The sequence below is a fragment of the Solidesulfovibrio carbinolicus genome (assembly GCF_004135975.1).
GTDB classification, from domain to species: domain Bacteria; phylum Desulfobacterota; class Desulfovibrionia; order Desulfovibrionales; family Desulfovibrionaceae; genus Solidesulfovibrio; species Solidesulfovibrio carbinolicus.
In genome coordinates this window covers 1-24,052 of record NZ_CP026539.1, presented here as the reverse complement: position 1 = coordinate 24,052, position 24,052 = coordinate 1, and the positions used below count along the sequence as shown (strand labels likewise).

16 protein-coding genes and 3 pseudogenes are annotated in these 24,052 nt (G+C 59.2%); 4 read left to right on the top strand and 15 right to left on the bottom strand.

Features of this window, described 5'->3' with window-relative positions:
* Window positions 1-5: 5 nt before the first annotated feature.
* The 7 genes from C3Y92_RS20325 to C3Y92_RS20295 all read right to left on the bottom strand — a co-directional run bounded on the left by C3Y92_RS20325 (window position 6) and on the right by C3Y92_RS20295 (window position 10,714).
* Entirely contained in the window at window positions 6-1,439 is a 1,434-nt protein-coding gene (locus tag C3Y92_RS20325; RefSeq protein WP_129356002.1) for a hypothetical protein, read from the bottom strand.
* A gap of 65 nt (window positions 1,440-1,504) precedes the next feature.
* Window positions 1,505-3,346: an asparagine synthase (glutamine-hydrolyzing) gene (gene asnB, locus C3Y92_RS20320; RefSeq protein WP_129356000.1), complete on the bottom strand. Its 1,842-nt coding sequence runs from the start codon at window positions 3,344-3,346 to the stop codon at window positions 1,505-1,507.
* A 17-nt stretch (window positions 3,347-3,363) separates the two neighbouring features.
* Complete coding sequence (locus C3Y92_RS20315; RefSeq protein ID WP_129355998.1) at window positions 3,364-4,413, bottom strand: glycosyltransferase family 4 protein; 1,050 nt, start codon at window positions 4,411-4,413, stop codon at window positions 3,364-3,366.
* Window positions 4,413-6,317 (bottom strand): asparagine synthase (glutamine-hydrolyzing), encoded by a 1,905-nt coding sequence (asnB, locus tag C3Y92_RS20310; protein ID WP_165352178.1) that lies wholly within the window; start codon window positions 6,315-6,317, stop codon window positions 4,413-4,415. Before asnB (C3Y92_RS20310) ends, C3Y92_RS20315 begins: the two co-directional genes overlap by 1 nt.
* A gap of 43 nt (window positions 6,318-6,360) precedes the next feature.
* The gene (locus tag C3Y92_RS20305; RefSeq protein ID WP_129355994.1) at window positions 6,361-8,325 is read right to left on the bottom strand and encodes a 7-cyano-7-deazaguanine synthase; all 1,965 of its coding nucleotides are present in this window, start codon (window positions 8,323-8,325) and stop codon (window positions 6,361-6,363) included.
* Window positions 8,326-8,352: 27 nt separating this feature from the next.
* Window positions 8,353-9,414 carry a glycosyltransferase family 2 protein gene (locus C3Y92_RS20300; RefSeq protein WP_129355992.1) on the bottom strand — a complete coding sequence of 354 codons (1,062 nt, stop codon included), beginning with the start codon at window positions 9,412-9,414 and terminating at the stop codon, window positions 8,353-8,355.
* Between the two features lie 289 nt (window positions 9,415-9,703).
* Window positions 9,704-10,714, bottom strand: a complete 1,011-nt coding sequence (locus C3Y92_RS20295) for an NAD-dependent epimerase (RefSeq protein ID WP_129355990.1) — start codon at window positions 10,712-10,714, stop codon at window positions 9,704-9,706.
* A gap of 2,177 nt (window positions 10,715-12,891) precedes the next feature.
* Here C3Y92_RS20295 and istA point away from each other — a divergent pair.
* Together istA and istB are read left to right on the top strand one after the other, a co-directional pair.
* Window positions 12,892-14,403, top strand: a complete 1,512-nt coding sequence (istA, locus tag C3Y92_RS20290) for an IS21 family transposase (protein WP_129355988.1) — start codon at window positions 12,892-12,894, stop codon at window positions 14,401-14,403.
* Window positions 14,393-15,118 carry an IS21-like element helper ATPase IstB gene (istB, locus tag C3Y92_RS20285; protein ID WP_129355986.1) on the top strand — a complete coding sequence of 242 codons (726 nt, stop codon included), beginning with the start codon at window positions 14,393-14,395 and terminating at the stop codon, window positions 15,116-15,118. The genes istA and istB overlap by 11 nt, the downstream gene beginning before the upstream one ends.
* Window positions 15,119-15,184: 66 nt before the next feature.
* Here istB and tnpA (C3Y92_RS21845) read toward each other — a convergent pair.
* The 4 genes and pseudogenes from tnpA (C3Y92_RS21845) to C3Y92_RS20265 all read right to left on the bottom strand — a co-directional run.
* Window positions 15,185-15,349: pseudogene (tnpA, locus tag C3Y92_RS21845) on the bottom strand (IS66 family insertion sequence element accessory protein TnpA); the annotation flags it as partial.
* A 480-nt stretch (window positions 15,350-15,829) separates the two neighbouring features.
* Window positions 15,830-16,228, bottom strand: a complete 399-nt coding sequence (locus tag C3Y92_RS20275; RefSeq protein WP_129355984.1) for a hypothetical protein — start codon at window positions 16,226-16,228, stop codon at window positions 15,830-15,832.
* A gap of 94 nt (window positions 16,229-16,322) precedes the next feature.
* Window positions 16,323-16,729: pseudogene (locus C3Y92_RS21875) on the bottom strand (transposase family protein); the annotation flags it as partial.
* 54 nt (window positions 16,730-16,783) lie between these two features.
* The gene (locus C3Y92_RS20265) at window positions 16,784-18,259 is read right to left on the bottom strand and encodes a glycosyltransferase (RefSeq protein WP_129355980.1); all 1,476 of its coding nucleotides are present in this window, start codon (window positions 18,257-18,259) and stop codon (window positions 16,784-16,786) included.
* A 191-nt stretch (window positions 18,260-18,450) separates the two neighbouring features.
* Here C3Y92_RS20265 and C3Y92_RS21220 point away from each other — a divergent pair, with 191 nt between their 5' ends.
* Together C3Y92_RS21220 and C3Y92_RS20255 are read left to right on the top strand one after the other, a co-directional pair.
* Entirely contained in the window at window positions 18,451-18,786 is a 336-nt protein-coding gene (locus C3Y92_RS21220) for a hypothetical protein (RefSeq protein ID WP_165352176.1), read from the top strand.
* 9 nt (window positions 18,787-18,795) lie between these two features.
* Window positions 18,796-19,770, top strand: coding sequence for an IS1380 family transposase (locus tag C3Y92_RS20255; RefSeq protein WP_129355978.1), 975 nt, complete (start codon window positions 18,796-18,798; stop codon window positions 19,768-19,770).
* A gap of 210 nt (window positions 19,771-19,980) precedes the next feature.
* Here the strand turns inward: C3Y92_RS20255 and tnpA (C3Y92_RS20250) are convergent.
* From tnpA (C3Y92_RS20250) to C3Y92_RS20235, 4 genes and pseudogenes are all read right to left on the bottom strand, one after another.
* A pseudogene (tnpA, locus tag C3Y92_RS20250) lies at window positions 19,981-20,160 on the bottom strand (IS200/IS605 family transposase); the annotation flags it as partial.
* A 285-nt stretch (window positions 20,161-20,445) separates the two neighbouring features.
* Window positions 20,446-21,840, bottom strand: coding sequence for a glycosyltransferase (locus C3Y92_RS20245; protein WP_129355976.1), 1,395 nt, complete (start codon window positions 21,838-21,840; stop codon window positions 20,446-20,448).
* Window positions 21,841-21,897: 57 nt separating this feature from the next.
* On the bottom strand, window positions 21,898-23,211 hold the full coding sequence (locus C3Y92_RS20240; protein ID WP_129355974.1) for a hypothetical protein: 1,314 nt from the start codon (window positions 23,209-23,211) through the stop codon (window positions 21,898-21,900).
* Window positions 23,212-23,226: 15 nt separating this feature from the next.
* Window positions 23,227-24,012, bottom strand: coding sequence for a ParA family protein (locus C3Y92_RS20235; RefSeq protein ID WP_012750603.1), 786 nt, complete (start codon window positions 24,010-24,012; stop codon window positions 23,227-23,229).
* Window positions 24,013-24,052 lie beyond the last annotated feature (40 nt).

Sequence of the window (24,052 nt, the reverse complement as noted above, 5' to 3'; positions counted from 1 at the left end):
TCCCCTTACAGTCTTGTAGTGACTGGAGCCTGACGCCGCGCCGCGTGCAGCCGCCAGGCAAAAAATAGCAACAGTCCGAAAACGAGCAATCCCTGGGTCCAGTAGAAAGGAAAGGGCATCCAACAGCCCGTGCTGCTGACGTACCAGGGAAACGAAAAACTCCCTAGCGGATCGGCCGGGTTGGCGCTAAATCGCATCCAGCCCTTGGAAATAAACAGGCACAGCACGGCCAGCCACGTCCAGGCCCGGGGCGTCAAGACGGGCGGCTTTTCCATGGCCTGAAGGCACAACCAACATAAAAAAGGCGTCGCCGCAATCAATTGGCGGGAAAGCGGCGTCAGGGACTGGGCGACGGTCATGGCGCAAACCAGCGTTAGGCCAAGCCCGCCTTCCCGGGCAAACGCCGCAGCGCGCGGGAAAAGCAACAACAACAACAGCAGCCAGGGGCCAAAGTAGAGCGTGTGGCTGACGATGAATTCCCCGGGAAACCGCAATCCCCAAGAGACGGACGTCAGCAGGTACCCTTCGGCTTGCTCGAAAAAACGCACGGAGGTGCCGGTAACGCGCAGCAACACCAGGGTCGCCGCCAGACCGCATCCGAGAGCCAGCAGCAGTCGCGTCGGGCTGGTGCAGGCCAACAGCGCCCGAGGGGAATAAAAGGCCTTGGCGTCGGCCAGATAGCGCAGGGCCAGCAGACAATACAGGATGACGATAATGCCGCCGGCCCACGGCGCGACGGCCCCGTCGGCGGCCGAGCGGCCAAGCTGGATGAAGCGCCACGTGGCGACGGCCGTGACGGCCGTGGCCAGCAGCCAGGCCTTGGCCGGCGCCGGCTCGGAGGCGATGGGACGGCGGGGGAAAAGCAACAGCAGCCCGCCTTGGGGCAAGAGCGTTGGCCAGGTGGCGGCACCGGCCAGGGCGGCCAGGGCCAGGACCGCGTCGCGGCGCTGCAAATAGGCCCACAACATGAGGCAGCCCAGGGTAAACGCCGTCACATCAGTCAGGGACGCATAGTAGACGTTGTATTTGAGCATGGCGTGGCCGCAAAAAAGGGCCACGAAACCGAACCATCCGGCGCGCAACGAAAAGCCCGAACAGCGGGCGGCGGCCGCCCAGAGGCCGGCGGCGGCGGCGGCCAGCAGGACGTTGTACCAGGTGTAGAAACCGACAATGGCCTTGTCGGTGAGTTCCAGGCCCAGGCCCAGCAGCGTCAGACGACACAGCAGCGACGGCAGAAAACGGTTGTAGTACAGCGGATCAAGCCGCCAGGTTCCATTGAGGATTCTGTCGAATCCCCGAGTGATTTCCGCATAGGCCAGGCCGTCGTAGCCAAGGGAGTTGGCCAGGGGGATTTTTTCTGCGGCCAGGGCCAGCGCGCCAAAAAGGATCAGGGCGGCTACGGCCATGACGGCCGGCCGGCCAAGCGGCGACTCATGCATGAGGCGGACTCCATTGCAAGCCATCGGCCTGTTGCAAACGGTGTTTGCCGTTGCTCCGGGAATTGTCACTCGGCGGACACCGTGGGCCAGGCGGCGAGGGCGGACAGCCAGGCGGCGGTCTGCACATGTTTATAGCTCAGATCCGCCTGGCCCGGCTTGGGGCCGGCCGGCGTGAACACGCCGGGAAAGCGGGCGGCAAGAAAAGCGTAGGAGTCTGCGGCCAGCCGCTGCCAGGCCGGGGCGCGCAACCAGACGTCCCCCGGGGCGGCGAAGCCGATCTTGTCCTTACGCGCAACGATTTCCGGCAGGCTGTAGCGGCCGACGGCGCGTTTTTGCAGCACCTTGGTTTCGCCCCGGCGCAGCTTGTGGGCGTCGGGCAGGCCCAGGAGGTATTCCACCAACCGGTAATCCAGGTAGGGCAGGCGGGTCTCCAGCGAAAAGGCCATGGAATTGCGGTCCTCGGTGCGCAGCAGATGCTCAAGCTTGTATTGGAAATGCCGGGCCAGCCCCATGTTGAGGCTGTCGGCCGTGAAGAAATCCCGTTCGATGAGGCTGCGCCCGAGGTGTGCCCAGAAAAAATCCCGGCGCACGCACGGGGTGGCCGCGAGCAGCAGCCGGGCGCGCACGGCCCGGGGCAGGCTCAGATAGGCAAAGGTCTCCAGGGCCGCCCGTTCCTGGCGTCGGGCCACCACCCGCAGCAGCTCCAGGCCCAGTTCCCCGAACCGACCCTGCTTCCACAGCCGCCGCAAGTTGAAGCCGTGCAGGTATTGGTAGCCGGCGAAACCTTCGTCGCCCCCCTGGCCGTCGAGCAGCACCACCACGCCGCAGGCCTTGGCCAGGCGCATCACTTCGTGCTGGGCGAAAAAGGAAAAGCCCGTGGTGGGTTCATCCAGGGTCCAGGCCAGGGAGGCGGCCTGGTCCAGGGCGTCGGCCGCGCTGGGGCTGGTGCGGCGACCGCAGAAGGGATAGCGCGCGGCCAGAGCGTCCACGAAGCCGCTCTCATCCAGGGGATGGCCCGGGAAAACGGCGCTGAAGGCCTGAAAAGCCTCGCCGGGGTCATGGTGGGCGTAGACGATGCCCAGGATCACCGAGGAGTCGAGGCCGCCGCTGAGACAAACGCCCACGGGCACGTCGCTGCGCATGCGAAGGGCCACGGCCGAGACCAGCAGCTCTTCCACCGTCCGGGCGGCTTCCTGTTCGTCCACGTCGGCGTGCTTGTCGAGGTGGTCCAACGGCGACCACCAGCGGCAAACGCGCAGGCCCTGGGCGTCGCACAGGGCGTAACAGCCCTTGGGCAGGCGCGTGACGTCGGCCAGAAACGTTTCGTCCTGAATGTCGGTGCGGTTAAAGACGAGATATTCGAACAAGCTCTGTTCGTTGACGGCGCGCGAGACGGCGGGATCCAGGAGCAGGGCCTTGATCTCCGAGGCAAAGCGCGTCACCCCCGGCGCGGTCGTATAGTAGAGCGGCTTGACCCCGAACCGGTCCCTGGCCAGGAAAAGCGTGCCCGCCGCCGTGTCGTGGACGGCGAAGGCGAACATGCCGTTGAGGCGGTGGAGGCAGTCGGGGCCAAAGCGTCTGTAGGCGGCCAGCAACACCTCGGTGTCGGTCTTGGTCCGAAAGACGTCGCCGGCCGCTTCGAGTTCCTGGCGCAGTTCGATGTAATTGTAGATTTCGCCGTTAAACACCAGCTGGTAGCGGCCGTCGGGAGAGGCCATGGGCTGGCGGCCGTCGCGGGACAGGTCGATGATGGACAGGCGACGGTGGCCAAGCACGCATTGCCGGCCCTGAAACAGGCCTTCGTCGTCCGGGCCGCGATGGCGCAAAACGTCGTTCATGGCCGCCACGAGCCTTGCGTCGTGGGGCGTCGCCCCCGACGGCCGATAACTGCCGCAGATCCCGCACATGGTGGTCCGCTCCGGGTTTAGGCGGAAAAGCCCAGTTGGTCGAACAACGCGCGCCAGGCGGCGACGATGCGGTCCGGCGTGAATTCCGGGGCCAGCTCCCGCACGCGGACGGCGGCCGCCTGGCCCATGGCCTCGAAGCCGTCGGGGTCGGCCAGCAGGGCGGCGATGGCCGCGGCCATGGCCGCCGTGTCGCCGTGGGGCACAAGGCGGCCTTCGCGTCCGTCACGCACAAGCCAGGGCAGATCTCCCACGGTGGTGGCAATCACGGGCAGGCCGTGGCTCATGGCCTCCACGGCCACCATGGGCAAGCCCTCGGCCTGGGAGGTCATCAGCAGCGACCGGCTGGCGGCATAGGCCGCGTCCAGGGCCTTGGGGCCAAGATGGCCCAGAAAGTGGACCCGGTCGCCGCAAGCGGCCCGCATCCGGGCTTGAAAGGCGTCGGGAAACAGGCCGCCCAGGGCCAGCCGGGGCCGTATGCCCTGGGCGGCCAGGGCCTCGAACACCGTGGCCAGCCAGGGATAGTCTTTCCAGGTGTTGAAATTGCCGACGGCGATGCAGTCGAAGCGGCGCTCGGCGGGCGTGGCCATGGGCTCGGGCAGGGCGTAGGGATTGTGGATGATGGCCGCCGGCCGGGCATAACCGGCCTGGCGCAGTTCGAGCAGGGTGCGGGGGCCGCGCACGCCGCAGCCGGCAGCGGCCATGATGGCCGTTCGGGACGGATATTGCCGCAAATTGCCGGGCAGGTTGTCGATGACCAGCTGGATGGTCGGGCGTCGCCACAACCGGCCGGCCAGATGAGCCCAGAAGCCGTGATACAGCTGGAAACAGCCGATGAGGGCCTCGTAGCGCCAGCCTTCGGCCAAAAGCCGGGCGAGCTTGGCCGGCTCGCCGGCCAAGGCTCCGGGCGGAAGCGGTTTCCAATGGATCTTCGGCAACGCCGGCGGCGGCAGGCGGCGATAGACGTCAATGGCGTCCACGCCCTCCAGCCGGGTCAGGGGCAGCAGTTTTTGGACCAGCTTTTTGTCGGAGAGTCCTCCGACAAAAGCCAGCCGTCGCCGGCCGGCCATCAGGCGGCCTCCTGGCCGACCGTGCGACGCCACAGCCCCCAGGCGATCACCGACCACAGGCGCAGGGCGTGGTCGGCCCAGCCGGATTGATGCTCCTCCCACAGCCGGGACACGGCCTGGGGGCACAAAAAAGCTTCCCAGGCTTCGGGCGCGTCGAACAGGGCGGCATGGCTCCAGTCCCGAAGCTCCCGGCGCATCCAGCCGGCCAGGGGCAGGGTAAAGCCCCGCTTCGGCAGGCCGGCCACGTCCGGCGGCAGCCGACGGGCGGCCAGGGCCCGAAGCGGGAGCTTGCCGACGGCGCCTTGGCGCTTGCGGCCAAAGGCCATCCGGTTGACCATTTCCACCAGCCGGTGGTCCAGAAAGGGCGCGCGGGTTTCCAGGGAAACGCTCATGGAGGCGATATCGACCTTGGTCAGGATGTCGGCGGGCAGGTACAGAGCTTGGTCGGTCTCCAGAAAGCGGCTGCGCGCGTCCTGGCCGGCGGCGGCGGCGTAGCGGGCCGGGCCGGGGCCGGGCGCGGTTCCGCCGCCAGACAGGAAGGCGGGCGTGAAACAACGTTCCCGCCAATAGGGATGGTAAAAGGTGGACGGCGTTTCCAGCCGGACCGGGATGGGGCCGGCCACGCGCAGAAAGTCGGCCAAATGCGTGCCGAAGTCGCCCCCGGGAAAGCGTCCGGCCAGGGCGGCGGCCAGGCTGCGGCCCGGTTCCGGCAACAGCCCGCACAACGACGCGGCCCAGGCGTTGCCGTAGCGTTCGTAGCCGGCGAACAGCTCGTCCCCGCCGTCGCCCGACAAGGCCACCTTGACGCGGCGGCGCGTCTCCCGGCTGACGTAGTAGGTCGGCACGGCGGAATAGTCGGCGAAAGGCTGGCCGTAATGCCAGGCCAGCTTTTCGGCCACGGCGACAAAGTCCGGCTCGACCCGGAATTCATGGTGTTCGGTCCCCAGGTGGGCGGCGATGCGCCTGGCCGTGGGGGATTCGTCGCCGTCCCAGTGCCCCGAAGCGATGGTGAAGGTCAGCGGCTTGCCTCGCTTGGCCATGGAGGCGGCGATCAGCGAGGAGTCGAGGCCGGCGGACAGGAAGCAGCCCACCGGCACGTCGGCTTCCAGGCGCGAGCGCACGGCTTCGTCCAGGGCGTCTTCCAGGGCGTCCAGATCGCAGGCGTCGACATCTCCCCGGACGTCGGGACGCCAGTAGGGCTTGACCACCGTGCGCCCGCCCCGGCGCACGAGGACATGTCCCGGCGGCAGGCACCGGGCGGCGGCGTAAATCGTGTCGGGATGGGGCACGTAGCCCGTGGCAAAAAAACGGGACGCCGCAGCTTCGTCCAGGGCGTCGCGGGGGAACCCCTCCAGCAGGGCCAGGGCGGCGAGCTCCGAGGCGAAGGCGAAGCCGTCGCGGCTTTCCCAATAGTAGAGGGGTTTTTCGCCAAACCTGTCCCGAGCCAGGAACAGCGTGTCCCGGTCCACGTCGTAGACGGCCAAGGCGAACATGCCGTTAAGGGCGGCGGGCAGGGCTTCGCCCAGGCGTTCCCACAGGTGGACGAGCACTTCGGTATCGCCCTTTTCCCGCAGGACATGGCCTTGGCTGGCCAGTTCCCGGCGCAGCTCCCGGTAATTGTAGATTTCGCCGTTAAAGACCGTCCAAACCGCGCCGTTTTCATTGCACAGCGGCTGGGCCGTCCCCTGGAGATCAATAATCGCCAGGCGGCGATGGCCCAAGAAGACCTCGGCTTCCTCGTCGGGCAGGCCTGCCGTGGCCGGGGCGAGCCGTCTGCGGCCGGGGCGCAGGGCCACGTGCCCCTGGCCGTCGGGTCCCCGGTGGCGCATGGCCCTGGTCATGCGGCCAAGTTCGCCGCCCAGGCGTCCGGGCGTGTTGCAAAGAATGCCGGCTATGCCGCACACGGCGGGAAACCTTGGTTGCGGCGCAAGAGACGCGGCGGGCGGCTCACGCGGTCCGCTCCCGGGAGAGGGGGTAGAGTTTGGGCATGGCGTTAATGGCGCTGAGCGCCATGTCGAAATCCACGCCGATGAGTTGGCAATAGTTCATGATTCCCTGGTACCGGGGACGGTTTTCCTCGGCTGCCAGGGCCAGGGCGCGTTCCCTGGTGATTTGCCCCTCACGGATCTGGTTGCTGCGGAAGGTGTCGTTCTCGGTGAACCCGGCCACGGTGTAGTAGATGAAATTGTAAAAGGCGGCCGTTCCATCGCCGATACGCCAGGTCGTGGTCGATTCCGGATCAAGCTCCCAGTCGTATTGATTAAACAGGATGTCGTTGACGCTGTTTTCTTCCCAGCCCACGTAATCGTAAAACCACGTATAGTCGTGGGGGATGACGTAGTAGGAAATATACGAGGTGATGGTGTCCAGGATCGAAGAATTCAAGTAGGCCGGATTTTTGAGGAAGTTTTTGCTGTAATAGGCCGCCAGCCGCATGCGGTCGGCGGCGGACATTTTATAGATCCGCTTCTTGCAATTGCCTGAAGCAATGCGGCAAAATCCGACCTTGAAGTGGGTCCGCTCCAACTGGTTCTCGGCCCAGATGGAATTTTCGATGCCCGTTTCCTTTTTGAGCACGTTGGCCCAGTAAAAGAATTGCTTGTCCCCGGCCATGAAGAGCGGAATGAGCCCCAGGTCGGGTTTGCGCAGCCAGGCCTCGACGTTCATGCGGATGTTGCGGCGCTTGCGCTTGATGTCGGCGGAAATGATGATGTGTTCCACGCCGAGCTTGCCCGTGACCCGGGCCTGATTGCGCCGGGCCAGGTCGTTCACCATGCCCCAGTCGTAGGTGTAGGCGATGCAGCGCAGCCCCAGTTCCTTGACGGCGTAATGCAGGCAATAGCTGCTGTCGCGCCCGCCGCTGAAGGCCACCACGCAATCGGCCGTGGCCCCGGGCTTGAAGCCGCGAACCACCCGTTCCAGGGCGGGGCGTCCCAACCGTTCGATGGGCTTGTAGCCGTGGCAGTAGTTGCACACGCCTTGTTCGTCGAACTCGATGTACGGCATGGTCTCGGGCAAAATGCAGCGGGTGCAGCGGGGCAGTGAACGGCGGGCTTCTTCCTCGGCCTCGATGGTGTCGAAGAGGGCGACGGGACGCGAGCGGACATGGATCTCCGGTCCGGTCCGGGAATCCCGGTCCAGGCCGAACCAGGTCGGCTCCAGGCTGGCGAGGTCCAGGGCCAGGGCCTGTCCGGCCGCGACCTGGCGCACGGTGTGCCCCCCCAGGGCGTCGGCGATGGCTTTTTCGGCCAGCAAGCCGTCAAGAAAGGGGCCTTCGGAAGCAAAAAAGGCCAACCGCCGGTCGTCGGCCAGGCAGACGTGGAGGGAACCGGTATTGGAGGCCAGGGCCAGGGCGTCGCGGTCTTCGAACAGCAGGGCCACCGAGGCCGAGCCCTCGATCTCCCCGTAGACCCCGGACAGGGCGTCGGCCAGGGATTCCCCTTTCCCCAGGCGATCGCCGAGCAGGGCCATGAACAATTCCGTGTCGACGTCGGTGTGGCGGGTCAGTTCGGGATGGGCGCGCCACAGGGTGTCGACGTTGACGATGATGCCGTTGTGGATGCCGACCACGCCGCCGGCGGCCACGGGCTGGTTGTTGCCCCGGATGCCCTGGAAACCGTTGGTGGTCAGACGGGCATGGCCGATGATGGCCCGCAGGGAGCCTTGGGCCTGCGGGAACGCCTCGGGGATGGCCGCATCCAGAAACGTGGTGACCTCGGGCCGGGTCAGCAGGCGGGAGGCGGTCAGCGGCGCTTTGTGCAGCCAGATCCGGTCATCCAGACGGGCGGCCAGACCGGAGGCCTCCCGTCCCCGGCGTTCCGACAGGCGAACCAGGGTTTGCAGAGCCTTTCGCGCCTGCTCTTGTCCAAGCGTACTGTCAGGCCGCGCGACGAAACCGAAAATCCCGCACATGGATCATCCTTCCAGGACCAAAGGGGGTCACTTGTAAAGCCGTTCGTTGTCGAGAATATCCATCCACATGGCAAAAATCAGGGACTGGAAGCCACTGATGGACAGCACGGCCAAAAGGGCCAAAAGGGATATGGGGTACGGTCCGCCGTTGACCGTTCTGGAACACAATTCCAGCAGAACGGGGATATCGACAAGCAGGAGAAAGAAGGAAAGGTGGTAAAGAATGAACAGCGGGTGAAAATCCCTGAAAAAATACTTTATATATAGTCTTTTGAAAAATGACTTTACAAGCAGGGCGCTGATGCGCGGTATGACGCGCATAATGTTCATTTTTGACTGTTCGCCAACATTATACAGTGGCGTTATTTCGATTTCCCGAATCGTACAATAGGCAATGTTGAGTTTTACGAGCATGTCGTTGGGCATGCCGTAGCTTTTGTAAATATCTTCAAGGCGCAAGGCATCCATGGCTTTAAGCGAAATGGCCGTGTAGCCGGTCTGGGTGTCGGAGATGCGCCAGTAGCCCGAAGCGATCTTGGTCAGCAGCGACAGGATGGAGTTCCCGATGTAGCGGACCTTGGGAATGACGAGCCAGGCCGAACGGTGGATCAGCCGGTTGCCTTTGACGTAATCCACGCCGTCGTCGACGACCGGGCCGCAAATCGACTCCAGTTCCTCGGGGTCCATCTGGGCGTCGCCGTTCATGACGGCGGCGCAGGCGATGCGATGTTCCCGGCACCACAGATACCCCCGGGCCACCGCCGCGCCGACGCCGCCGTTTTGGACGTTGCGCAGCAAAATGATGCGGTCGCGCAGGGGGTCCGGGCTGAGCACGTCCGCCGGAATCATCTTCGCCTCGGCCTCGGCCGTGGACGGGGTCTTTCGGCTTTTGACGGCCATGGGCAGCACGCTCGTTTCGGGGTGCTGCTCCATGAAACGCAAGACCACCTCGGACGTCCCGTCGCTGGAACAGTCGTCGACCACGACGATCTTGTCCACGAAAGCGGGCAGGGCGCGCACGACCTTCAGTATTTGCTGGGCCTCTTGATAGGCTGGGATAACGACCGCGACTGTTTTTCCATGAAGCATGAGAAATCCTTGACGTCCGCCAGGACGAACGCTCCCTGTTTTACTTATGCTTACTGGCAGCAAGCGAGTTACATGTTTGGTCTAAAGACCAGAGGCGCGTTGGCAAACGGTCTTCTGTCTTTTCTGCCCAAATATTCAACGCCTTGGAACGAGCTATAAACGGTCGGCAATGAAGTGACTACCAGGAGGCGTTTGGCTGAGATCGTCGCTGTGCAGTTTATTATCCCAACTCGGAACGCAACCGTTCGGGCCGACAGGTTTGACGGTCATTTTACCGTGTTCCAAGCAATCAATTCAGGTCGTAATACTCCAGATACCATGCAACGAAATGGGCGATGCCCGTCTCAATGTCCGTGCCGGGTCGAAATCCGACATCTTGGATCAGATCGTTTACATCTGCCCGGGTGGCCGGCACATCGCCCGGCTGTAGCGGTAACATTTCCATGAGGGCCTTCTTGCCTACGGCGTCTTCGATAGCCGCGACGAAACGAATCAGCGTGACGCTGTTGTTATTACCGATGTTATAGAGCCGGTACGGAGCCGTGCTGGACCCCGGGTCGGGCGCGGCGGGATTCCAGGCCGTGTTCGGCACAGCCGCATTTTGCGTAACCCTGACCACACCTTCAACAATGTCGTCTATGTAGGTAAAATCCCGTTCCATCTTGCCATGGTTGAAGACCTGGATAGGCTTATTCTCCAAAATCGCCTTGGTGAACAGAAACAGTGCCATGTCGGGCCGGCCCCAAGGACCGTAGACTGTGAAAAAACGAAGTCCAGTACAGGGCAGGCCGAAAAGGTAGCTGTAGGAGTGAGCCATCAGCTCGTTGGACTTCTTCGAGGCCGCGTAGAGGCTTATTGGATGGTCCACATTGTCGTGGATGGAAAAGGGCATCTTCGTATTCAAACCGTAGACGGAACTCGAAGAGGCGAAAACAAAATGCCCGACCTTGTGCTGACGACAGTTCTCGAGGATATTGAAGTATCCGAGAATATTGGCGTTGATGTAGTCATCAGGGTGCGTCAGACTATGGCGGACGCCAGCCTGGGCGGCAAGGTTCACCACATGAGTGAAGCCGCCGGCGTTAAAGAGCCGATCCATGGCCTGACGGTCGGCCATGTCGGCTTGAACGAAAGAAAATTTCGCGTTGGGCTCCAGCAGAGCCAGCCGGTCTTTTTTGAGTGTGACCGAATAATAGTTGCTCAGGTTATCGAGGCCGGTGACGGCGTAACCGAGGGAGAGGAAGCGACGGCAAAGATGAAATCCGATAAATCCAGCCGCGCCAGTAACAAGAATGTTCATGATTCCTTTCGTAGCGGTACAAATTTCCGCAGTTTTCAAAACTTCGTGGAACGCAAGTGCCCCCGTCATGTCGTGCTGTCCGGGGCTCCCTTCTGGTAGTTTCCGGCTTATTGAACCAGCCTCCTGTCGATGCAGATAGGCTTTAAATAAAGCGATGCGTTGCTTGTTGAGCCTGTCTCACGAAGGTTGTTCACCCATTCAGCGACGATCCCATTTTCGTGTCCATCTCCAAAAAACTATAAGGGCCGCTCGGGCTCTCGTGCCGTGCAGTCATGGATTCTAGATCGTTATTTACGGAGCAATCGGGTCGATTCCTCCGTTTCGATGTCTACCCGACAGCGAGTTCATACCTGTTAAAGCTTGAGCAGGTATGGGGCAGGCACCAGGGTTTAATACTCCCTTTACCTTGGCCAACTCGCACAGAAGGAACCGGGCAAGCCCAGGCAGTCCTTGGCTTAGCCGAATACTGCTTCCACGACCTGCCCCGGAGCTTATACATCTTCTTGCCCACTCTAGTCATGAACTTACGCTCGATGTGCTGCCGGCGAGTCAGATTTTTTGGAGCCGGCTCCTGAGCTAAGGTTCGACTTCCACCCGCTACTTATGACCTTGCTTCGCGGCAACGTACGGACCGGGCAACTCGGACCTGACAGGCTCCCCAGATTATCCTCGCTGTAATAACCTGTATCGGTCAGTTGACTACCCTATTTCTCACGGATATCGTATAGGTTTCCCTTGGCCGATTCTACCATCGACGCCAATTGGCCGAAGTCGTTGTGCTCTTGCACTAGGTTAAAAGCCACCATAATCCGGTCTTAACTCACCATGGCCTAGACGTTGCACCCTTATATGAACCCCTTGTGCGTCTTCATAATCTGCCGTTCCGGGGCCGTCAGTTGGGCCTTGTGCGCGTTCTCCAGTTCTCATCTAGTGATTTGGTCTTTCACTTGTTATTGTCGACCTCCAGCTCTTTTTGTTCTCTCTCCTTGAAAGTGGCTTCCTACTCCCTGGTCCGTTCCCTTGTCTGGCATCAAATTCAGCCTTGACGCACTGAATCAGAGCTAAGACGCCCATGAGCCGTAACGCCCTTGGCGGTATTCTCGGCGCGCCAAAGCAGGGACTCCACCTCGGCAAAAAGCGACTTGTCCTGCTCGGCAAGATTTTTCCAGGTCCAGTTCGATCCAAGGCGGCATCGGCTCCAACCTAGAGTCACGATCCTAACCCTGACCATCCCGGCCTGTATGCACATGAGAACATATTGAAGAACAACGACTTGATATTCTCAAGGTGCTCGCGACGAAACGTAGCGATGGTCCGGAAGTCGGGGCAGCTGTTGGCCAACAACCACCGGAAGGCGACCTCATCAAAGACTGCCTGGGAATTTTGCAACTGGAGGGAACAATTACGCATTAAGTGTAGAGCACGATCTTGAGAAGTCGAATGAAGGCTGCACTGCTCTGGCCATTGTCGCGAAACCGATGAAGGCACGGCTTTAGATCAAGGGTATCAACTATATAAAAAATGGTCCAAGCAAGTACTCCTGGTGAAGCCAGTTGTCTAGGTTGGGGCGGGCAGCAGGAGGAGTTTGTTCGTAGCGTTGTTCCAAAAGTTGTAGTTTTTACAACATCCTGCCACTCAACATGCCGTTTTCAAAGAACAAATATCATGCAAGAGGAAATTTCACAAAGGCCTGGAGCCAGATTCATAGGGTAGGCTCTGTTATCATGAAAAAAAGCATACGAGAAATCAAGCAAAATATCACTGACTAACAAATCCAAACAGTTGCCCTCTCTGAGACCACTGCACAATTCTTTGAGGTCCCTGAATTCCGTCTTTCTGGTCTTTTTCGAGGGGAAGATCGGCAGTTTTGCGTGATTTTCCGCCGATCTCAGGCGATTTATCACCTCCTTTGGCTGCTTTCGCCGCCAAAGGAGGCACTTATCCTCAGCATGCAGCCTTTAGAACGGCTTTTTTTAGGTTGAAAGGTAAGCGCCAAGGCGGCCCCACCTTCACGGCGGTCCGTCTACGGGCTATGAGGGTTTGCCGGCTAAGCCGAGATGTCTACCAGCATGGAATATTGACCCCATTGAGGGCGAAATCAGCGTCGAAAATTGACCCCCTCGGCAGCCCCCTTAGATGTCTTGGATCACCAGAGGCACAAGGGGTACCACGAGGAGATGCTGATAGTGGAGACGATCAAAAAGGTCCGGCTGGCGGCGCGACGAGATGGAAAATCCATTAAACAGATCGCACGAGAACTGAGGTTATCCAAGAATACCGTTCGGAAGATCCTCCGAGAGGATGTTATTAAGCTGCACTACGAACGCCGTATCCAGCCAAGGCCCATGCTTGGCGCGTTTGTTCCTTCTTTGGAAAAACGCCTCGAGGAGGATAAAAATCTTCCACAAAGACAGCGTCGTTCTGCAAAGCGACTTTACGAGGAGATCAAGCAAGAAGGTTACGCTGGTTCCTACGACAATGTTCAACGCTACGTCAGAGCATGGCGACGTGAACAGCAACTCTTGACGAATCAAGCTTTTGTTCCCCTGGTTTTCTCGCCTGGAGAAGCGTTTCAATTCGATTGGAGCCATGAGGACGTCCTGCTTGGCGGATTGCCGGCGCGGGTGAAGGTGGCGCATGTCCGGCTCTGCTACAGCCGGATGTGTTTTGTCGTCGCCTACCCTCGAGAAACCCAAGAGATGGTTTTCGACGCTCACATGCGGGCTTTCGAGTTTTTTGGTGGCGTAACGAGGCGCGGCATTTACGACAACATGAAGACGGCCGTGAAGAAGATCCTTATCGGCAAAGATCGAGACTTCAACGAGCGCTTTGAACAGCTCTGTTCCCACTACCTGTTTGAGCCGGTGGCCTGTACGCCTGCCGCCGGTTGGGAGAAAGGCCAAGTGGAACGGCAGGTCGGCCTGGTCCGGGAACAGTTCTTCACGCCTCGACTGGCTGCAAAGGATTTTGTGGAACTCAATGAAATCCTGCGCGAAAAGTGTCTCGAACAGGCCCGAACCCGTCGCCATCCGACCCAGCAGGACAAGCTGATAATGGAGGTGTTTGCCGAGGAACGACGGCATCTCCTGGCGGTCCCCCGTCCCTTCGACGGGTATGCCGCCGATGAAGCTCGCGTTTCACGCACATCCCTGGTGCGCTACGATCGCAACCACTACAGCGTCCCTGTCAGCGAGGTCGGTCGGACCGTCACTGTTCGCGCTTATGCAGACAAGATAAAAATCATCAGTCAGGGCAAGGCGATAGCTTTCTATGACCGTCAGTTCGGCCGAGGCAAGACGATGTTCGATCCTTGGCACTATCTGCCGGTGCTGCAGCGTAAACCCGGTGCGTTGCGCAATGGCGCACCGTTTCAACACTGGGATTTGCCGCCGGAGCTGACCCGCATGCGCGAGGCGCTTTCCCGGTTTTCGGACTGGGATCGTCAGTTCGTGGCCATTCTGTGCGCGGTACCGCAATATGGCTTGCTCGCCGTGGCCGATGCCTGCGGCAGGGCGTTGGCCGCAAACACCGTCAGTAAGGACGTGGTGCTCAGCCTGCTTTCCCAAGAGGGGAAACGTCCTGAGGAGGCGGTGGTCGTCCTGCCGCAAAAACTGATGCTCAACCAGGAGCCGGTGGCCGATTGCTCCCGTTATGACAAACTGCTGCAGGAGACTCGCCATGTCGCGTAGCGCCATCCTAGAGCATCTGCGGGAACTCAATCTGACCGGCATGCTCGCCGGATACAAAGAGCTGTTGGATCGGCCGGGGCCGGTCACCGTGGAACAGGCGTTGCTGGAACTCCTGGAGGCCGAAACCGCGCAACGACGGTTACGGGCTATCCGCTACCAACTCGGCCAAGCCCGGTTTCCTGTCTACAAGGACCTTGATTCCTTTGCCTTTGCCGCCTCACCCGTCGATGAACTCCACATCCGCTCCCTTTATGAAGGAAGCTTCCTGGAAGCCCGCAAGAACATCGTTTTCGTCGGCGGTACGGGCACCGGCAAGACGCACTTGGCCATAGCCATCGCCGGCCAAGCGGTCCGGAATGGCGCGCGCGCCAGGTTCTTCAACCTCGTGGACCTCGCCAACCTCCTGGAGCAGGAGAAGCTTGCCGGCAAGGGCGGCCGCCTGGCCAACCAGCTGTGCCGAACGGATATCGTCGTGCTCGACGAGCTTGGCTATCTGCCGTTTTCCCGCGTGAGCGCACAGCTGCTGTTCCACCTGCTCTCAAAGCTCTACGAACGGACGTCGGTCCTGGTGACGACCAACCTGACCTTTGGCGAGTGGGGCCAAGTCTTTGGCGACGCCAAGATGACCACGGCGCTCTTGGATCGGGTGACCCATCATTGCGAGATCATCGAGACCGGCAACGACAGCTGGAGGCTCAAACACAGAAGCCAATAAGCTCCCCCCCCCCCGACCACGAGGAGAAGCCATGGCGCTCAATTCGAGGGGGTCAAAATTGGACGCTGATTGGGGGTCAATTTTCGGTGCTGTTTGACACCATGAACTTTGGGAAAGGCCATGCCGCCGGCAGTAAGCCCCCTGGCTTAGACCACTCCCTCGCCAAGCCTCAAAATGTTCAGCCCAATACGCCGCCTTCTCGGATCTATGCTCCGTTGCGGATGCTACCATGGTCGTCCCTCCTGGGGACACTCCATGTCAGAAAACTCAGGAGGCGTAAGAAGGGGTTCTTTTGACGATTACGGTTTTATACTCTTACTTGGTTCCCTGCCTTCTGATAATGATTGAGTAAGGTTGACGTCCTTCTCTGGCATCTGCGTACCTGCTTGCCAGGATTTTTGTCTGGAGTACCATCCCTGTTGGGGAATAGCATCTCCAGTGGAACAATTTGTTTTTATACTAACACAAATTGTCGAATAAAGCTTATTATCCATTTTTCCGTAGCCAACAGTGTCAAATTGGCCTGGATAGTAATCCGTAAAAAAAATGGTTCCGTCTCTTGGTTGTGTGAAAATTGTACGACCTGAATAGATTCTATGTCCCAATTGTTTGTGAAATAAAAATCCAAAAAAAGCGTTGGTTGAAGCATATAAAATCCATGGTCAAAGAAACCATTCCCTGGAGAACTTGTAATGGCCCTACCCCCAATTTTTAAGAATTGAAAGACGGCATAAAGCGCATTTGGGAGATGAAAAACGTGTTCAAGAGACCATGATCAATCACCACATCAAACTGCTGTACCAAATCTTTCGGAACGTCTGGGGAATTAAGGTCATGGATAATATCTGCCCCCTCGAAATCCGAATAGTCCAAAGCATGCACCTCAGTGAAACCCAACCGCTTGAAGACAGATTCAGTGTCAAAATAACCTTTTGAGGCAAACTCAGGTTTATAGGAGAGGCTTGGCAATATTGCTCTATCTAGCTCAACCCCCAGCGTTTCTGCCATAAGCCGATAATCAGCATCTGAAAAATAAATATCCCCCTGCCCAAGAAGTAGTAACTTTCCAGCAAATGGCTGGCGTTTATGCTCTCTGAGAATTGGAATCATGTTGCCTCGAATAAATCCCATATCTTTGCCCCCCCCTCAAAGTGGTACTTCCGGGTCATCCGTGGGCAACCGGGGTCAGTCCTGTTTGAGAGGTCCACGCCGCCGCAGAAGAAGTAGATGACAGTCTTAAAGTGCTCTCAATTCCGGTACCCATAAACACTTCGCTTGATGGCCATGATCTTGCTGTTGAGTCCAACACGTCAATGATCAAGCGCTCCATGGGCAAGGTAAAACGCCCCTTGGCCTCGGCCCAAGGAACTTTGACCTGAAGAAGGCCGTGCTCGGGGCACTCCACGCGCGGAATCCGGGCATGGAGGAAGGTCTTGAACTGGTAAATGTCGAGCTGACGCCACACCCGGGGCTCGACATAATCCCAACAAGCCAACTCGCATCCACAGGTCGGACAGCCCACCGGACACCGACAGCGTGATCAACATGGACATCCACCTAGCCTCCGCCTGTATCCAACTCGACATCGGCAACAAAACACGGGTCGCTCAGCCATAGAGTCCGCGAATGCAGGTCCGTGTCTAACTCCAATATATAGTTATATTTTCATTTTGATAACTGGCCGTAAAAAAATAACGTTTCGCTCAGCATCCGCTCCAGCCCAAACCGTTCAAGGATAAACTCCGGACCGCTCTTTCGTACCGCGAGGCGCCAAGCGTCGTCGTTAAGCGTCTTTGACACCAGGGAGGCGAGGACGTCGGGTTCGGCAAAATCTGAGATGAACCCGGTACGTCCGGCGTCTATTGTCTCAGCTGTGCCACCGGCGTTCGTGGCGATCACGGGAACACCCATCAACCCGGCCTCAAGAACGACATTCGGCGTACCCTCGAATTGGGATGTCAGCATGAAGACATCCATGATCAAAAGCCCCAATGCCGCGTTGATGATGGTTCCGGGAAGGTGCAATCGATCGGCGAAACCTAGAGACCGCGCGAGGTCGATCAGATCATCTCTCATTGGCCCGGTGCCGAAAATAACAAAATGACAATCTGGATGTGCCGAGGCGACGCGGGCGGCGGTTTCAATCCACAGTAACGGACACTTCTCAGCGTAAAACCTGAAGATTGAGCCGACGACCGGAACCTTGTCCGGGAGACCGAGGCTATCCTTCAGGCGTTTCACCGCGTCTTCGTCGGGTCGTCTGATCTGAACCGTGTCGATCCCATTGCGAATGATGTGAAAGCGTTCTCCTGGCAGCCCTAACCAATCGGCGTAATCGGTGGCACCGGCTAAGCTGTTATTGAGCATAACTATGTTGGAGCACTCGGCGAGTTCGCGATAGGCATCCGCCATGTGGGGGCGGTGATAGGCGAAGTGCTTGGCTGCCATATTCCGGCTTGAGATAAGAATCCTCGGAACTCCAACCATCCGAGCCGCGTAGCCGGCGGAGATCGAAAGCGCGTCCTGCCAGATATGCGTGACCGCAGGCTTGAGGCGAACAAAATCGCCTGCGAACCGGAGTATCTCCTCCTGGACATCGGGTGGAAGCCAAGCCACAGCCTGGATTATCCGATGCTCCAGACCTGGATCAACACTCGCGAGATGACGCCGAGCCTCTTCCAGATCGACGACGTTTCGAACCTCGCCGGGAAAATCCTCCAGTGAACTCATATAAAAATCAAAGTCCGGTCCGTGGCCTAGCCGCATGCAGAGTAGATGGGGCGGCTGCGGTAGCTGATCAACCAAGCCCCGTAGCGTGTAGACGACTTGGCGCTCGACCCCGCCCCAAGCCAACGCGTTGTTGCACAGAACCACCGGGCCGTCCTCGAAGGTGGCCGAAGGGAACGCCGGAGGGAACGAATTTAAAGGACTTGGTTTCGCAGCAAATAGTTTCTGCTCGAACTGTCGCTCGACGGCCATCGCGAGTTTCGACAGGCGAAATTTCAATGATTCGGTAAGCATCACCCGAGCAATCGGCAGTATCACTGTGTACGTACGTCGTAACACGCGATAGGAGATGCTTCGAATATACTTTCCTGCGCTGAACATCACGCATATTTTCAGGACTATATGTTTAGTCATTTTGGCTTCCTCGGCCTAAAGTTATGTGTTTGCGCTGATGCTCAAGAATAACTGTGTATAATCCTGGATCCGTAAACAGCTTCAGTTCAACTTACTTTGCCGGTACAGTTTGTTATTAAAAAAAATGTAATATTTTAGCATGTTGACTTCGCAGGTCTAGGCAGACGTCTTTCACCCGCGAGGTGCGCCACATGGGAAAGCTGACCCTTGAGATCACCGAAGAACCGATCGTCGGCAATGCCGGGCTTGTAGCCATGGGCGAACTCATGCGCATCAGCGACATCGACTCCACCTGCGCCAAACGGGAGTCCCCGAACTATCAGGTTGCTGAGAAGGACATTCTGCGGAGCCTTGGCGGTCTCATTGGAATAGGCAAGGTGGGTTTCGACCACGTGCGGCAATTCAAGAATAGCGAGTTCTTCGTGACAGCCCTGGGGGTTGGTCGTGTGCCGTCGGAAGCCACTCTGCGCCAGCGTTTCGAGGCCATGAGCCTTGATCGGAACGTCCACGAAGCCATGCCCATGTGATCTGTGCGCATGCTGCGCAAGCTGGATTTCAAGCCCCGGATCGTCACCGTACCTCACTTTGTTGGCGTGCGGATCGACACCGACTCCACCATCCTTGACAACAGCGACACCAAGAAGGAGGGCGTCGCCAAGGGCTACACCGGGATTCTCGGCTACGCCCCGGTCTGCTCGTTCCTCGAAGGCGGCCTGATTGTTGGAGCCAAGCTTTGTCCAGGGAGCCATCACCCCCTGCATGAAGGGGCCTTGGACTTCCATGCCGGGGTCCGCTCGCGGGTGCGCAAGCTGACCAATGCCCGTCTGCTCTGGGTGGACGACGCAGCCTTCGATGATGGGGCACTCATGGCGGCGCGGCTCAAGGCCGGGGACAGTTTCATCACTCGCCACAATCTGCGCCGAGAAAAACCAGAGATTTTGATCAACCTGGCCATGCACGAAGGACAAGTTCATTCTCCCAGGCCCGGCAAGACTGTTTACACGGGAAGCACCCGCCGTGAACGTGAAGAAATCGGAGAGGTCCGGCTGGTGTATGAGATGACCGAGAGGACCAGCAAGAAAGGGCAGACCCTGCTCTTGCCAGAGTACAAAGTCTTCAGTGTCTGGACGAACCTCGAGAAGGTGTCCGATGCCGACATCCTGCGGTTGTACCGAGACCGGGGTACGTGCGAGCAGTATTTCGCGGCGCTGAAAAGCGAACTCGACCTGGAGCGCCTTCCGTCCGGAAAATTCAGCGTCAACGAGTTGTTCTTCCAGCTCGGGGTCCTGGTAAACAACATGCTGCGCGTGCTGGGCGAGTCGCTTCTCGACTCCGGGGTCATTGGGCTGAAGAGGGCAACGCGCCGCCGTTTGCGCACTATTATGCAGGGGATGATGTACTTGGGCGGACGGTTCGTCCGGCATGCGCGGCGAGTTGTCGTGAAGGTGGTGTCCAACGGCGGCTTCGGCGAAGCGCTTGTTGGTATGCAGAGACGGTTGGCGCAAGCCTAAAAATACGCGGAGTAACTTCCGTACCCGGGAGAGGTGTGCCCGAAAATCGCTCAAATCCACCCTGACCTCTGCTCCAAAGCTGAAATCAGGAAAAAAGCAACCCATACTCGGCTGGGGCTGAGCAGAAAGGGCTGAAAGGAGCATCAAAAAGCACCTCGTCGGTGGCATAGAGAGATTTGGGGCTGCATGCCTACGGATTCAGGGTTTTTAGTCAGGCATAAGGTGCCCCTCGACCACCCTACTCTCCTTCTGCCGGGCCAGTTCCCTCAAAATTTCACCCATATGCACGCGTAGTTGGCCATACAGAACCTTTTTGCGGCACTTTGGGATCCAAACCACGTGGTACTTGCAGTCCCATACCGAGTGGCTTAGGCTTTCGTAGTCGTTCACAGGAAGCCTCCGTCTGTTTGAACTTTGAGTGGTTCAAGCGATGGAGGCTTCCGATTCCCGGAAGTGCCAAACTTTGTGAGTCCCCCGGCAGAGCCGGGGGTTTACTCGTTACTATTATTCGAGTCAGCTACCACATGACAGAGCTATTGACATGATGATGCCCACTCACAGGAGGCTTTCACCCCGCCCGGGTATGCCCCCCTGCTGTTCACCCTGACGGCCAAGCCCTATCAGATCACCTCCGGAACCGCGATGGCTGGATTTTCGGTCACTTGGCGGAGTTATTCAACACCCTATTGGGAGAGGGTTGTCGAGACCGTAGACGTCTAGCGTCTCACTCAACATGCGCGCGAGACCAAAACGCCGCGCCACAAAAGCTGGGGCTACCTCGGACGCCCGTTTGCGCCAAACCCCATCCGAAAGGACGCGCTGGACAGCGGCAGCGCAGTGGTTCGCGTCGCGTTCCTGAACGACAAAACCGCTTTCCCCGTGAAGAACGGTTTCCGGTGTACCCCCGGCCGCCAGGGTGACCACGGGTACGCCCTGTCCCTGGGCCTCGATCAAGACATTTGGCGTGCCCTCGGTAGAGGAGCACAACAAAAAAACATCAAACAGACCCAAAGCAACAGCCGTCTTGTCCGTGCGTCCCGGCAGATGAAAGCAGCTGGCAAATCCTGCCTCCCGGACGACAGATCTAAATTGCCGCAACAAGGGACCTTCACCGAAGATCACGAAATGGCACTCGGGGGATGTTGTCGCTAGTTTTTTAGCAGTTTCCAGCCACAACCAGGGATCCTTTTCTCGAGACAAACGGAAAATGGAACCAACCACGGGCGCTTGAGCTGGAATGCGCAGCCGGGTTCGTAGTGCGTCTACTGCCTCGGGCTCGGGACACTGCAGAAATGTCGGGTCCAAACCGTTGCGCAAGACCCTTATCCGGCCGGGATCTATGCCCAGCCAGGCCGCATAATCGTTCCTACCAGCCTCGCTGTTGTTGAGCATAACGAGCCCAGGTTGGTCGGCCAATAACCGATAGGCCGGTTGAAAATAGGCGTGGTTGTAGCCAAAATGTGGAGGGCTCAAACTACGCCAGGACAACACCGTCAAGGGGATGCCGACAAGTCTGGCCGCCAGGGCCGCCAGGGGCATGTCCTGCCAAATGTGGATGATGGCGGGCCGCCAAGCAGCAAAAACCGCGGCAAATCCCAACGTCTCTTCGGAATAGGGCCACGGAAGAGGCTGCAGCCAATGACGCAAAGCACCAACCAAAGACGGCGGAGTCTGGGCGGCCACGGCTTCGGCCAAATTGAAGGTAATGATGCCGTTGCGCTCCAACAGTTTCAAATAAAAGCTGTTTTCTCGACCTTGCAAACTCCGGCATAGCAACCGGCAGTCGTCATAGCCCAAAGCGACCAAGCCTGACAAGGTGTTACACGTTTGCCGCTCGCTTCCTCCAGCCCCCAGACTCGGACTGCAATGCACGATACGGCCGGGGACGAAAGCCTCAGCAGGGAGAAACGGCTGCTGTGAGAGCAGTCGCAGGAACGTTTGTTTCGTAAGGAATGGGGCCATCAGCCGCTTGCCAAGTGCTCTGAGGAACAAGTCCATCATCTCGCTTTTCTCGCGATTTGAAATAGGCGTCGGCGTTTTATCATAACCGAAGCGCTTGTAAAACAGCAAAAGAGCGGCTGGCCGAGCAACTCATGCATGACAACTTAAATAATGTTCTTTGCATTGTTAAGATGGTTCTCCAAGTTTGACCCAAAAATTTTTCAACCAGATCTCTTCCGGTCCACGCCGGCCTTCCAGGGCTTTTTCCCGCGCTTCCCGGCTCAGCCCCTGTTCCCAGGCTCGGAATCGGGCTAGCCGGGCTTGTTCGCGGCTTTGGGCCAGGGCCTTGGCTTCGTTGGCCGCGTCGAGTTCGGCCTGCTCCTCGGCGCTGACGTAGCCGGCCGGGCGGCGATAATAGCCTTGGCTGGCCAGGGAGCGGAAAACCCAGGCGCAGGGATCGGCCACGGGCTGCCCGGCCTTGTCCAGCATTTTTCCCTCGGCCAGTTCCCATTCGGCGTGGTCCAGGCCCTGGATGATCCGGTCGGCGGATTTGCCAAGCTGCGCCAGGGCGTCGTGGATCTGTTCGAGCTGGGCCAATCCGAAACCGGCCCGGGCCAGGCAGGGCCAGGACGTGCGCACCGTCTCCGGGGAGATAGAAAGATTCTTTCTTTCTATCTTAAGAGGGGCGTTTTCGCTGTTGAATTCCACAGCTAAACTTGACTGCTGAGCTCGTCCTTTTGGTTTGTATGGTTGCTTTGTCTGCTGGCTTTGTATGTAAATTTTGTCTGCTTGACTATCGCGCGTGACAGCGGCCAAGGCCTCGGTGGGGGCCAGGGAAAGGGCCCGATTGCGGCCGGCGCCCCACTGCTCCTTGCGCAGCCAGCCGGCGGCGACGAACTTGTCGATGATGGTGCGCGCCGTGCCCAGGGGAACGCCGGTTTCAGCAGCAATGACGGCGTAGGTCGTGACCACGGGGCCGGTCTCCAGGAAATGGGCGGCCAGGGTTTTCTGGGCCATGGTGGCGATGGGCAGGCGCGGCGGCAGCCGCATAGCCGGGGCGGCGAGTCCGCTTGGTTTTTCTGTCTGCTTTGACTGTTCCTTTTGACTGCCTACTTTTAGCGCTTTTTTTGGCTGCTGACTTTCTATGCTTGATTTGTTTGTTGGTTTATACTGCTTTATTTGTGTGCTTGGCGTGTCTGTCTGCCCGCTGATTTTGTCTGCCTGCTTTGTCTGCTCGGCTGTTTGGGCCAGCGGTTGAACTACTCTTACGAGCTCAACTGTCGGCTTCAACTGTTGAGGCAAGCTGTCGAGTTCGTCAGTCTGGTTTGTCTGATTGGTTTTTATAAGTGCTTTATCTGCTGTGTTTGTCTGCTCTATATGGGGAACGGCGTCGGCAAAAACCTCCCGACGGCCCTCCGGAGCGGCGGCTGCCGCGGGCGGCTGCCCGGCCATGCGGCTTTGGGCCGCCTTGCGCAGGAGTTGTGTCATCGACGTGGCCATGGCCTGCTCCCGAAGTTATTGCGACAGGATGCCGAGCAGTTCCGTGGCCAGGGACCTATAGGCCTGGGCGCCGGGGCTTTTCGAGGCGTGGCGCAAAACGGTCTTGCTCAGCATTTCGGATTGCTGAATGTCGGTATTGACCGGGATGATCGTGGAAAACACTCTCCCGGGGTAGCTCTGCTGGATCTGTTCGATGGTCACCTTGCTGACAGCGGTGCGGCGGTCGGCCTTGTTGATGAGAAGGCGCAAGAAACGACCAGAGGGGTTGTCCGGGTCGGCCTGGGCGATGCCGCCGATGGTTTCGATGGTGCGGTCCAGGCCGTCCATGGCGTAGCGGCTGCCGGCCTCGACAGGCACGAGGATGAAATCGGACGCGATCATGGCCTGGATGGAGAACAGGCCGAGGTTGGGCGGGCAGTCGATGAGGGTAAAATCGAAAGTTTTGGCGGCGTGGAGGCGCAGTCGGTCGCGCAGCATGTACCAGCCGTAGTCCTCGCGGCGGGCCAGGGCCGGCTCCAGGGCGGCGCTGTCGGTCTTGTTGGGCAGCACGTGGAGGCGTTCGTAGTCAGGGGCGGGGATGATGCAGGCTTCCGCCGGGACACCGTCGCCGTCGAGCAGCTCCAGCAGGCTGTTGCCGCCCCAGGGGCTGCCCAGAAAGGTGCTGGTGAGGTTGCATTGGCTGTCGGCGTCCACGATCAGGACACGTTTTTTGCGGGCGGAAAGGGCATGGGCCAGGTTCGCCGTGGTGGTGGATTTCCCGACTCCCCCTTTGTTATTGGACACGGCAAGTATGATTCCCATGGGCTTTTGCCTCCCTGTGTGAGTCTGCTCCGTGCCGTGG